Raw genomic sequence first — 11,079 nt, 5'->3', positions numbered from 1 at the left:
CCAACGTGACATTCAAGCGATACGCGATCTATTTCGCACCGCCTGCGGGCGCTGAATGGACGGTCTTCGGCACGCAGTGGCTGGGCTGGAACATGGAACACGGCCAACCTGCAGCGCATCCTGATATCGAGGGCGTGGATGTCTCCGCCGTCACCGAAGTTCCACGCAGATACGGCCTGCACGCCACGCTCAAGCCGCCGTTCCATCTGGCCCCTGACCAGACGTTTGCCGCTTTGCAGGACGCTTGCGCCCGATTGGCGGCGCGGCAGGCCCCGGTGGTGTTGGACGGGCTGGAAATCGCCCGGATGGGCCGCTTTCTGGCGCTGCGCCCGCAGGGGGATACAGGTGCGTTGAACGCGCTGGCCGCTGCCTGCGTACGCGATCTGGACCCGTTCCGCGCTCCCGCGTCCAAGGCTGAACTGGACCGCCGCCGCACCGCCGGTCTGACGCCGGTGCAAGAGGCCAACCTGGCCCAATGGGGCTATCCTTACGTGCTAGAGGCGTTCCGCTTTCACATCACGCTCAGCAGCCGGCTGGACAAGCCGAGCCTGGCGCGGGTGCAGGAGGCATTGGAAACCCGGCTCACCCCGCTGCTGCCCGCGCCCTTCCACATCCCCGATCTGGCCTTGACGGGCGAGGCCCCGGACGGGCGGTTTCACCTGATCCATCGCTACGTGCTGTCTGGCTAAAGGTGCATCTGCCGGAGTTCAGCTTCTAGCACGCCCTAAATCCTCGCCGCCCTCGCTCTGGGGTCGGGTGAGGGCGCGGCGCGCGGGCTTGAACATGGCAACCGGCGACCGGATAGATGTCCAAGCCGACGGCCGCCATGGGTCTCTATCTGGGGTCATACGCAAATTCGATCCGGTTGCCGCCGGGTTCACGAATCATGAAGTGGATCTTGGGCCCTCCGCCAGAAGGTTCGGGGCTGAACTCGACCTCGACGCCAGGCCAGGTGCTGACCGTCTCGAACACCTTGTCCAGCGACTCGGCCGAAGGGATTTTGAACGCGACATGATGCAGGCCCACATTGGCGTGGCGATCAAATGCGCGCTGATCCTCGCCCTTCTGCTGCCACAGGGTCAGAACCGCAGACCCGTTGCTGATAAAGACCGACGGGTATTCGGGCCGCCCGCCGACCACCTCCCAACCCAGCGCATCGATAAAGAACCCTTTGGTCAGATCAAGATCCGCAACCGTCAGACCCAGATGATCGATTCCCAGAACGTGTTCACGCATCATTAAAGCATCCTCCTTACTTAAACGCCCTTCGGACCCCGCCGCACGGCGGGACCGGCAATGATCGGCATCTGAACACACCTGCGAACGCTTGCCCACGCCATCCGCGATAACTTCATTGAGATAATTTCACCGCCGGAGACCGAGCACCCAAATGACGACCCGTGGTGACCTCGGGCTCAAGCCAGTAGTCGCGCCACTGATCCTTCTGACAAACAGCATGTTGACTGCCATCCGCCGCCGCAGGCCGGTGCCAGATCGGTAAATTCCACAACACAGCCGCCGGGCCTACACTTTGGCCGCCATCACCGTTATACGCGCCGAACAGACTCACCTTCTGCCATGAGGCCCACCATGAGCTTTGACCGCACCATCAAGATCGCGCCATCCATCCTGTCCGCCGATTTCGCCAATTTCGGGCAGGAAATTCAGGCCATCGAAGCGCAGGGGGCCGATTGGGTCCATATCGATGTGATGGACGGACATTTCGTGCCGAACCTGACCTTTGGCCCTCCCGCAGTCAAAGCGTTCCGCCCACATGTGAAAACGGTAATGGATGTGCACCTGATGATTGACCCGGTCGACCCGTATATTCAGGCCTATGCCGATGCCGGGGCCGATGTGCTGACCGCCCACGTCGAGGCCGGCGCGCATACGCACCGGACCCTCCAGGCAATCCGCGCCGCCGGTATGAAGGCCGGTGTGGCGCTTAACCCCGGCACTCCGGCTGAGGTGGTCGAGCATCTGCTGGATTTGACCGATCTGGTTTGCGTGATGACCGTGAACCCCGGTTTCGGCGGTCAGAAATTCATCGACATGACTGCCAAAATCCGCCGCCTGCGCCAGATGATCGGGGATCGCCCGGTGCATATCGAAATCGACGGGGGCGTCGATCCGCAGACCGCGCCATTGGTCGTGGCCGCAGGGGCCGACGTTCTGGTCGCCGGATCGGCGGTATTCAAGGGCGGATCGGTGTCCAGTCCCGAGGTCTATGGCGAAAACATCCGCGCCGTGCGCGCCGCAGCCGAAGGTGCGCGAACATAAAAGGGGACGCTCCCGCCAGTCGTCGATGTTGCTGACGGAACACCTCCTCCTGTTGGGCCCGGCATCGCGCCTTGCGCGATGCCGGGCCCAAGGCCGCAAGCGGTATTGGCGCAGCCAATGTCGCGCGGGCGCGGGAGTAGCCCCGTCTCAGACCTGTTTGTTCAGATCGTCGAACGTACGACCCTCGGCCACCAGTTGTTCAAGCAGCGGCGCGGGTTGCCAGAAATAGGCGTCCTCGGCGGACCACGCCCGGATGTCCGCCAGCACCTCGGGCAGCCCCCGGATATCGGCCCATTTCAGCGGCCCGCCCCAATAGCGCGGAAAGCCGTAGCCATAAAGCAGCACCACATCCACATCCAGCGGACGGCGGGCGATGCCCTCGCCGACCACCCGGGCGGCCTCGTTGACCATCGCGGTCATATAGCGCCGTACGATCTCTTCATCCGTGAACGCTCGCGGCGTGATGCCCTGCGCCGCGCGGTCGGCCTCGATCAGAGGCATCACTTCGGGGTTCGGCACCCCGCCGCGCTTGCCGGGCTCGTAGACGTAATACCCTTTGCCGGTCTTCTGACCGAAATGCCCCGCCTCGCACAGTTTGTCAGCATAAGAGCTGTCGCGCACGCGCGGGTCCTGGCCCGCCGCCCGCTTGCGCTTGCGCGTGGCCCAGCCGATATCCAACCCCGCCAGATCCGAGACCGCAAACGGCCCCATCGCAAAACCAAACCCGGTCAGTGCCGCGTCGATCTGGTAGGGGCTGGCCCCGTCCAGAACCATGTGATCGGCGCAGGCGCGATAGGCGCTGAGAATACGGTTGCCGATGAACCCGTCGCAGACACCAGCCCGCACGGACACTTTGCCCAGCCGCTTGCCCAGCGCGAACCCGGTGACCACAACCTCGGGCGCGGTCTGGTCGGCCACGACAACCTCGAGCAGTTTCATCACATGCGCCGGAGAGAAAAAGTGCAGCCCGATTACATCACCGGGCCGCCCGGTCGCCCGCGCGATCTCGTCGATATCCAGATAAGACGTGTTCGTGGCCAGTACCGCGCCAGGTTTGCAGACCTCGTCCAACCGTGAGAATACCTGTTTCTTAACGTCCATATCCTCAAACACCGCCTCGACCACCAGATCGGCGGTACTAAGCGCGCTGTAGTCAACCGCCAGCGTCAGCTTGTTCTCAAGGATATCGTCGTGATCGGCCTGGCTCAGCTTACCGCGCTTCACCGCGCCGCTGAGGTTGCCTGCGATCCGCCCCTTGGCCGCGTGGGCCGCGTCAGACGACATCTCGAGCATAACCACCGGAAGCCCCGCCAGCAGCGCGGCGGTGGCGATGCCCGCGCCCATGGTGCCGCCCCCGATCACCGCGATCTGGTGCACCGGGCGGGGCTCGACCCCCTGCAATTCGGACAGTTTTCCAACCGCGCGTTCCGAGAAAAACGCATGGATCAGCCCTTTGCGCTGGTCCGAAGCCATAAGCTCCATGAACAACGCACGTTCACGCGCCTGACCGGCGGCGAAGCTGTCGGCCTCGCACGCGGCCTGAACCGCGCGGACCGCGATGGCCGGGGAAAGCTGGCCCCGAGCCTTCTTCAGCACGGCGTCATAGGTGGCATCGAAATCCACCGGCGTTGGCGCGGGCATGTCACAGACCGGGCGGCGCTTGGCTCCGTCCGCCAGCAGCTCACGCACATAGGCCAGCCCGATCTCGCGCGGGTCGCCCTTGTGCACCTTGTCCAGAATGCCCAGTTGATGTGCCTCGGGTGCGGTCACGTGACGGCCCGTGGTGATGATGTCCAGCGCCGCCGCGACCCCAGTCACGCGCGGCAGGCGCTGCGTGCCTCCGGCGCCGGGGATGATGCCCAGATTGACCTCGGGCAGCCCCACCTTGGCCGAGGGCACCGCAATGCGGTAGTGGCAGGCCAGCGCCACCTCAAGCCCACCACCCAGCGCGGTGCCGTGCAGGGCCGAGACCACCAGCAGCGGCGAGGCCTCGATCCGGTCACACAGCGCTGGCAACAAGGGGTCCCGAGGGGTCTTGCCGAATTCGCGAATATCGGCCCCGGCGAAATAGGTCCGGCCTTCCCCATAGATCAGAACGGCCTGCGCGCCTTCGGCCTCAGCCCGTTCGATCCCGTCCAGCAACCCCTGCCGGACCGCGATCCCCAGCGCGTTGACCGGCGGGTTCTGCGCCGCAAGCACGGCAATATCGCCGATTTTTTCATAGCTGATCACCTGGGACATCCGGCTGCCTCTCTCTGCGATTGACATCTGCGGCTGAGACTGGCCCGGTCCGCGCCCGTATTCAACCCTATTTTCGACCATGCGTTCGGTTTTTCGAAAACCACGTTAACGGATATGTGAGCGCTGCTGTCGGGCCCGCACGGTAGGGTGCTGAAATTGGGCTTAACTGGACCGGGCCGCAAAGCCGGGGCAAAGTCGGGTCACAAGAGACGCAGAAGACAGGGAGCAATTCGAATGTGCGATATATGCGTAATGAACGCCGTAAAGGACCGGATGCTGTCGCGCCGGTCGTTCTTCAAGGCCGGGGCCGCCGTCGCCGCCGGAGCCGCATTGGGAACGGCCAGCACCCCGCCCGCCATGGCCGCCGGGCATGGCGAGGTTGTCGATATGACCCATATCTACGACGCCGATTTCCCCACCTATTTCGGGCAGCCCGGGATCGAGGCCAGCCAGTCGTTCAACTTCAAGGAGAACGGGTTCAACCTGTTCAATCTGGCTGTGAACGAACATACGGGGACCCATATCGACGCGCCCCTGCACTTTTCGGCGGATGGTCAGTCGGTTGACGAAATCCCGGTGTCGAACCTGGTCTGCCCGCTCTGCGTTGTCGATATCGCCGCCCGCGCGGCCGAAGACGCGGATGCGCAGGTCACGCCCGATGACCTGAAGGCGTGGATCGCGTCGAACGGGCCGATACCGGACGGGGCCTGCGTGGCGATGCATTCCGGCTGGGGTGCCAAAACGGCCACCGCCGGGTTCCGCAATGCGGATGGTGAAGGAAAAATGCACTTCCCCGGGTTCCACGTCGAGGCCGCCCAGATGCTGATGGACGAAACCCAGGCCGTCGCGCTGGCCGTGGATTCGCTATCGCTGGATCACGGGCCGTCGACGGATTTCGCCACCCACTACGCCTGGTTGCCCACCAACCGCTACGGCATCGAGAACCTCGCCAATCTGGACAAGGTCCCGGCCAGCGGTGCGACGTTGATCGTCGGCGCACCCGCCCATCGCGGCGGTTCCGGCGGGCCGGCGCGCATCTTTGCGATGGTCTGAGGCCGACCGTCGACATTTTGACGCAGCATCCGGGCGGGAGCCGACCCCTGCCCGGTTTTTTGTTTCTTTTCAACGAGCCTGCACCAGAGATGCAAATGCTGCACAGCAGCTATGCAGTGGACACACTAGCCGGGGCCAATCCCCGGGCGTAAAGACCAGCCGCGTTCAACAGCTCAGACGGGCCCCGACTATGCGACATTCAACGGCACATCACTCCTCTCTGCAGGCGGTACTTGCGGCGGTGGCCGATATCGCCAAAGGCATTTGCCAGGCCGTGGCCCAGATCGGTTCGGCCCGCGCGAAGATCCGCAAGATCTCGGCCCTGTGGTCGCTGACCGATGCCGAGCTTGCCGTACGCGGTTTGCGGCGCGAGGATATCATTCGTCTGGTCATGGCAGACGCGATCTAAACCCAAAAGTCAGACCAACAGATGCAGCCCGCGCCCGTCGCGGGCTTTTCTTTGCGCTCACATAATATGTTACCGAAATTCTCTCGACCGTAGCTTTGCGTTACATTTCCCTTGCCGCGAATCAATCCAAAGCGTATTAACCGACCCATCGGTCACTTAATCCGTGACGTTAAGTTGGGAGTTCTCGACCCATGGACGCATTCATCTGCGACGCCCAGCGCACCCCCATCGGGCGCTACGGAGGCAGCCTGAGCCAGGTGCGCACCGATGATCTGGCAGCAATCCCTCTGGCCGCGCTGATGGCGCGCAACCCGCAGGTGAACTGGGGCGCGATTGACGATGTGATCTATGGCGACGCCAACCAAGCCGGTGAAAGCAACCGCAACGTGGCGCGGATGGCGGCCCTGCTGGCCGGGTTGCCGGTTGATGTGCCGGGCACAACGATCAACAGGCTCTGCGCCAGTGGTATGGATGCGGTCGGCATGGCGGCCCGCGCAATCAGGGCGGGTGACTATGACATGGCCCTTGCGGGCGGTGTTGAAAGCATGTCCCGCGCGCCGTTCGTGATGCCCAAGTCGACCAGCGCCTTTTCCCGGTCGAACGCTGTTTACGACACCACGATCGGCTGGCGCTTTGTGAACCGGAAGATGCAGCAGGAATTCGGCATCGACTCCATGCCCGAAACGGCAGATAACGTGGCGGAAGATTACGGCATCAACCGCGCGGATCAGGATGCTTTTGCCGCACGCAGCCAGGCCCGCTGGGCCGCGGCGCACCAGGCCGGGGTGTTTCAGGAGGAGATCACCCCGGTCACAATCCCCCAGCGCAAGGGCGACCCGATCATCGTCGATCAGGATGAACACCCCCGCCCGGGCACAACCGCCGACAAGCTGGCCAGTCTGAAAGCGATCAACGGGCCGGACAAGACCGTCACCGCCGGGAATGCGTCGGGCGTGAATGACGGGGCGGCGGCGATCCTGATGGCGAATGAGGCGGCGGCGACGCAAAACGGCCTGACGCCAATTGCCCGCGTGGTCGGCATGTCGGTCGCCGGGGTCGAGCCGCGCGTGATGGGCATCGGCCCGGTGCCCGCCAGTCGCAAGGTGCTGGCTCGCGCGGGCCTGACCATCGACCAGATGGATGTGATAGAATTGAACGAGGCCTTCGCCTCGCAAGGCCTGGCCACGCTGCGCGAGCTGGGTGTGGCCGATGATGCGCCCCATGTGAACCCGAATGGCGGGGCGATTGCCATCGGCCATCCGCTAGGCATGTCGGGTGCACGGCTGGTGATGACCGCCGCCTATCAGTTGCGCCGCACGGGCGGGCGCTATGCGCTGTGTACCATGTGCGTCGGCGTCGGCCAGGGGGCCGCGTTAATTCTTGAACGCGTGTAAGGGAGGAGACCTCGCATGTATGCTCAGATGATCAAGACCGCCGGAACCGGCGTGAAAACCCGCGATGAGATGTCCGAACAGGAACGCGCCTTTCAGGACAAGATCGACGCCGGGATCAAGATCGAGCCAAAGGACTGGATGCCCGATGATTACCGCGCGACGCTGATCCGCCAGATCGGCCAGCACGCCCATTCCGAGATCGTTGGCCAACTGCCCGAGGGCAACTGGATCACCCGCGCACCCACCCTGCAGCGCAAGGCGATCCTGCTGGCCAAGGTTCAGGACGAGGCCGGGCATGGGCTGTATCTGTATTGCGCGGCCGAAACACTGGGCGTCAGCCGGGACGAGATCACCGAGATGCTGCTGGATGGCCGCATGAAGTATTCCTCGATCTTCAACTATCCGACGCTGAACTGGGCCGATATTGGTGCGGTGGGCTGGCTGGTCGACGGGGCCGCGATCATGAATCAGGTTCCGCTGCAGCGGACGTCTTTTGGCCCCTACTCGCGCGCCATGATCCGCATCTGCAAAGAGGAATCGTTCCACCAGCGGCAGGGCTATGACGCCATCCGCAAGATGGCCGAAGGCACGCCCGAGCAACGCCGGATGGCGCAGGATGCGATGAACCGGCTGTGGTACCCGTCGCTGATGATGTTCGGGCCGTCGGACAAGGACAGCGTGCATTCGGCGCAGTCGATGGCGTGGAAGATCAAGATCAACACCAATGACGAGCTACGCCAGAAATTCGTCGACCAGACCGTACCGCAGGCCGAATATCTGGGCCTGACCATCCCCGATCCCGACCTGAAGTGGAACGAGGAACGCGGGCATTACGACTTCACCGAGCCGGATTGGGCCGAGTTCTTCGACGTCATCAAGGGCAACGGCCCCTGCAATACCGACCGTCTGGCGGCCCGCAATAAGGCCTGGGACGATGGTCAATGGGTCCGCGACGGGCTGCTGGCCCATGCCCGCAAGAAACGCGCCGCCGATATGGCCGCAGAATAACCCGAAGGAGGAACCAGCATGAACACCGAATGGCCCCTGTGGGAAGTCTTCATCCGCGGCCAGCATGGCATGAGCCACCGCCATGTCGGCTCGCTGCACGCACCCGACGCGGAAATGGCGATCAAGAACGCCCGCGACGTCTATACCCGCCGCAATGAGGGCGTCTCGATCTGGGTGGTCGAGGCGAACAACATCGCAGCCTCCTCGCCCGGTGACAAAGGCCCGCTGTATGAGCCCAGCGAAAGCAAGGTCTACCGCCACCCGACCTTCTTCGACATCCCCGAAGAAGTGGGGGCGATGTGATGACCCGGGACAAGGCGTTTCACCAATTCCTGCTGCGGATGGGGGATAACACCCTGATCCTGGGCCACCGCGTCAGCGAATGGTGCGGTCATGCGCCGGTGCTGGAAGAAGACATCGCGCTGGCCAACACCGCGCTGGACCTGATCGGGCAAACCCAGATGTGGCTGGGTCTGGCGGGAGAGATCGACGGCGGCCAAAGCGCCGATGATCTGGCCTTTCTGCGCGACGCGTGGGATTTCCGCAATGTGCTGCTGGTCGAGGTGCCCAATGGCGATTTCGGCCGCACCCTGATGCGCCAGTTCCTGTTCGATGCGTGGCATTCGATCATGCTGGGGCGGCTGATGACCTCTTCGGACGAGCGCGTGGCAGCCATTGCCGCCAAGGCTAGCAAAGAGGTCGCCTATCATCTCGAACGCTCGGGCGACACAGTCGTCGGGCTTGGCGACGGGACCGAAGAAAGCCACGCCCGGGTGCAGGACGCGCTGAATTATCTGTGGCCCTATGTGGGCGAGATGTTCGCCAGCGATGCGGTCGACGCCGAGATGGTCAAGGCAGGCATCGCGCCCAATCCAGCTGATCTGCGGGCCGAATACGACGCGCTGGTCGGGCGGGTTCTGGCCGAGGCGACGCTGACCGTTCCCGACAGCCGCTTTGCCCACAAGGGCGGGCGCGACGGGCGGATGCATACGGAACATCTGGGCCACCTGTTGACGCAGATGCAATGGCTGCAACGCGCCTATCCCGGCGCTGAATGGTAACGCTGGACTGATTTCTTCAAAAGAAATCAGTCCGGAATTTTTTCAAAATTCCGCCCGCCCTGGCGGTAAGGGACGCACAAGATGACACCTGCACGCATAGACCAGATCTGGGAGTGGCTGGACGCCGTCCCCGACCCCGAGATCCCGGTGATCTCGGTCGTCGATCTGGGCATCGTGCGCGATGTCCGTTGGGAAGACGACACTCTGAACGTCACGGTCACGCCAACCTATTCCGGCTGCCCGGCCACCTCCGTCATCAGCATGGATATCGAGACCGCCCTGCGCGACCACGGGATCGACAAGCTGCGGATCGAGACCAGCATCTCGCCCGCCTGGACGACCGACTGGCTCAGCACCAAGGGCCGCGCGAAGCTTGAGGAATTCGGCATCGCCCCGCCCCAGCCCGCAGGTGGCCCCGAGCGCTGCCCGCGCTGCGGCAGCACGGCGGTGGAAAAGGTCAGCCAGTTCGGCTCGACCCCCTGCAAGGCGCATTGGCGCTGCACCGACTGCCTGGAACCTTTCGACTATTTCAAGTGTATCTGACACAGGAGCACCGGATGGCACGCTTTCACGATCTGGAAGTCACCGACATTCACAAAACCATCCGCGACGCGGTGGTCGTCACGCTGAAACCGGTCAACGGGGCAGCGGACGCGTTCGATTTCACCCAAGGCCAATACCTGACCTTCCGGCGCGATTTCGACGGAGAGGAGCTGCGGCGATCGTATTCGATCTGCGCGGGCAAGGATGACGGCGTGCTGCAGGTGGGCATCAAGCGGGTCGAGGGCGGAGCATTCTCGACCTGGGCGAATACCGACCTCAAGGTCGGCGACGTGGTGCAGGCGATGCCGCCGATGGGCGGTTTCTTCACCCCGCTCGAGGCCGGGGCCGAAAAGCACTATCTGGGTTTCGCCGGCGGGTCGGGTATCACGCCGGTGCTGTCGATCCTCAGAACCACGCTGGCGCGCGAACCGGGGTCACGCTTCACGCTGGTTTATGCCAACAAGGGCGTCAACACGATCATGTTCCGTGAAGAGCTTGAGGACCTGAAGAACCTGCATATGGGCCGCCTGAACGTGATCCATGTGCTTGAGGCGGACGCGCAGGAAATCGACCTGTTCACCGGGCTGGTCACGCAGGAAAAATGCGCCGCCCTGTTCGAGCACTGGATCGACGTTGAAACCGTCGACACGGCGTTCATTTGCGGCCCCGAGCCGATGATGCTGGGCATCGCGGCGGCGCTGCGGGGGCATGGGCTGGATGACAGCCAGATCCGGTTCGAGCTGTTTGCCAGCGCCCAGCCCGGCCGCGCCGCACGAAAAGTGACGACCCAGACCGCAACGCAGGGCAATCAGACCAGCGCCTCGGTGACGTTGGACGGGGCGACCCAGACCCTGAACATGCCCAAGGACCAGACGATTCTGGACGCGGCGCTGGACAACGCCATGGACGCGCCGTTTGCCTGCAAGGCCGGGGTCTGCTCGACCTGCCGCTGCCGCGTGATCGAGGGCAAGGTCGAGATGGTCGCCAACCATGCGCTTGAAGATTACGAGGTTGAAAAGGGATATGTCCTGAGCTGTCAGGCCTATCCGCTGACCGACCGCGTTGTCGTGGATTACGACCAGTAAGAGAG

General features: G+C 63.6%; 12 protein-coding genes. 10 read left to right on the top strand and 2 right to left on the bottom strand.

Features of this window, described 5'->3' with window-relative positions; translation table 11 throughout:
* Positions 1–5: 5 nt before the first annotated feature.
* Positions 6–689 (top strand): DUF1045 domain-containing protein, encoded by a 684-nt coding sequence (locus ACR1XV_RS00465; RefSeq protein ID WP_480528296.1) that lies wholly within the window; start codon positions 6–8, stop codon positions 687–689.
* 145 nt (positions 690–834) lie between these two features.
* Here ACR1XV_RS00465 and ACR1XV_RS00460 read toward each other — a convergent pair whose 3' ends face one another.
* Positions 835–1,239, bottom strand: coding sequence for a VOC family protein (locus ACR1XV_RS00460; protein ID WP_480528295.1), 405 nt, complete (start codon positions 1,237–1,239; stop codon positions 835–837).
* Between the two features lie 351 nt (positions 1,240–1,590).
* Here ACR1XV_RS00460 and rpe point away from each other — a divergent pair, with 351 nt between their 5' ends.
* Positions 1,591–2,280, top strand: coding sequence for a ribulose-phosphate 3-epimerase (gene rpe, locus ACR1XV_RS00455; protein ID WP_480528294.1), 690 nt, complete (start codon positions 1,591–1,593; stop codon positions 2,278–2,280).
* A 147-nt stretch (positions 2,281–2,427) separates the two neighbouring features.
* On the opposite strand, the gene ACR1XV_RS00450 is transcribed toward rpe, so the two are convergent.
* Positions 2,428–4,521, bottom strand: coding sequence for an FAD-dependent oxidoreductase (locus ACR1XV_RS00450; RefSeq protein WP_480528293.1), 2,094 nt, complete (start codon positions 4,519–4,521; stop codon positions 2,428–2,430).
* Between the two features lie 234 nt (positions 4,522–4,755).
* Here ACR1XV_RS00450 and ACR1XV_RS00445 point away from each other — a divergent pair, with 234 nt between their 5' ends.
* From ACR1XV_RS00445 to ACR1XV_RS00410, 8 genes are all read left to right on the top strand, one after another.
* On the top strand, positions 4,756–5,574 hold the full coding sequence (locus ACR1XV_RS00445) for a cyclase family protein (RefSeq protein ID WP_480528292.1): 819 nt from the start codon (positions 4,756–4,758) through the stop codon (positions 5,572–5,574).
* Positions 5,575–5,764: 190 nt separating this feature from the next.
* The gene (locus tag ACR1XV_RS00440) at positions 5,765–5,983 is read left to right on the top strand and encodes a DUF1127 domain-containing protein (RefSeq protein WP_480528291.1); all 219 of its coding nucleotides are present in this window, start codon (positions 5,765–5,767) and stop codon (positions 5,981–5,983) included.
* Between the two features lie 191 nt (positions 5,984–6,174).
* Complete coding sequence (gene pcaF, locus ACR1XV_RS00435) at positions 6,175–7,377, top strand: 3-oxoadipyl-CoA thiolase (RefSeq protein ID WP_480528290.1); 1,203 nt, start codon at positions 6,175–6,177, stop codon at positions 7,375–7,377.
* 15 nt (positions 7,378–7,392) lie between these two features.
* Entirely contained in the window at positions 7,393–8,385 is a 993-nt protein-coding gene (gene paaA, locus ACR1XV_RS00430; protein WP_480528289.1) for a 1,2-phenylacetyl-CoA epoxidase subunit PaaA, read from the top strand.
* 18 nt (positions 8,386–8,403) lie between these two features.
* The gene (gene paaB, locus ACR1XV_RS00425) at positions 8,404–8,688 is read left to right on the top strand and encodes a 1,2-phenylacetyl-CoA epoxidase subunit PaaB (protein WP_480528288.1); all 285 of its coding nucleotides are present in this window, start codon (positions 8,404–8,406) and stop codon (positions 8,686–8,688) included.
* Entirely contained in the window at positions 8,688–9,446 is a 759-nt protein-coding gene (gene paaC / locus ACR1XV_RS00420) for a 1,2-phenylacetyl-CoA epoxidase subunit PaaC (RefSeq protein WP_480528287.1), read from the top strand. Before paaB ends, paaC begins: the two co-directional genes overlap by 1 nt.
* A gap of 81 nt (positions 9,447–9,527) precedes the next feature.
* Positions 9,528–9,989, top strand: a complete 462-nt coding sequence (gene paaD, locus ACR1XV_RS00415) for a 1,2-phenylacetyl-CoA epoxidase subunit PaaD (RefSeq protein WP_480528286.1) — start codon at positions 9,528–9,530, stop codon at positions 9,987–9,989.
* A 14-nt stretch (positions 9,990–10,003) separates the two neighbouring features.
* Positions 10,004–11,074 carry a 2Fe-2S iron-sulfur cluster-binding protein gene (locus ACR1XV_RS00410; protein WP_480528285.1) on the top strand — a complete coding sequence of 357 codons (1,071 nt, stop codon included), beginning with the start codon at positions 10,004–10,006 and terminating at the stop codon, positions 11,072–11,074.
* Positions 11,075–11,079: the final 5 nt, after the last annotated feature.

Source organism: Ruegeria sp. AD2(2025), from assembly GCF_056542385.1.
This window is presented reverse-complemented; position numbering and strand designations above follow the sequence as displayed.

What these genes read in the sequence shown, in the direction of transcription:
- pcaF (WP_480528290.1), top strand. Translation starts at nt 6,175, where the DNA reads ATGGACGCATTCATCTGCGACGCCCAGCGCACCCCCATCGGGCGCTAC.
- ACR1XV_RS00410 (WP_480528285.1), top strand. Translation starts at nt 10,004, where the DNA reads ATGGCACGCTTTCACGATCTGGAAGTCACCGACATTCACAAAACCATC.
- ACR1XV_RS00460 (WP_480528295.1), bottom strand. Translation starts at nt 1,239, where the DNA reads ATGATGCGTGAACACGTTCTGGGAATCGATCATCTGGGTCTGACGGTT.
- ACR1XV_RS00440 (WP_480528291.1), top strand. Translation starts at nt 5,765, where the DNA reads ATGCGACATTCAACGGCACATCACTCCTCTCTGCAGGCGGTACTTGCG.
- ACR1XV_RS00445 (WP_480528292.1), top strand. Translation starts at nt 4,756, where the DNA reads ATGTGCGATATATGCGTAATGAACGCCGTAAAGGACCGGATGCTGTCG.
- ACR1XV_RS00450 (WP_480528293.1), bottom strand. Translation starts at nt 4,521, where the DNA reads ATGTCCCAGGTGATCAGCTATGAAAAAATCGGCGATATTGCCGTGCTT.
- paaA (WP_480528289.1), top strand. Translation starts at nt 7,393, where the DNA reads ATGTATGCTCAGATGATCAAGACCGCCGGAACCGGCGTGAAAACCCGC.
- paaD (WP_480528286.1), top strand. Translation starts at nt 9,528, where the DNA reads ATGACACCTGCACGCATAGACCAGATCTGGGAGTGGCTGGACGCCGTC.
- paaC (WP_480528287.1), top strand. Translation starts at nt 8,688, where the DNA reads ATGACCCGGGACAAGGCGTTTCACCAATTCCTGCTGCGGATGGGGGAT.
- rpe (WP_480528294.1), top strand. Translation starts at nt 1,591, where the DNA reads ATGAGCTTTGACCGCACCATCAAGATCGCGCCATCCATCCTGTCCGCC.
- paaB (WP_480528288.1), top strand. Translation starts at nt 8,404, where the DNA reads ATGAACACCGAATGGCCCCTGTGGGAAGTCTTCATCCGCGGCCAGCAT.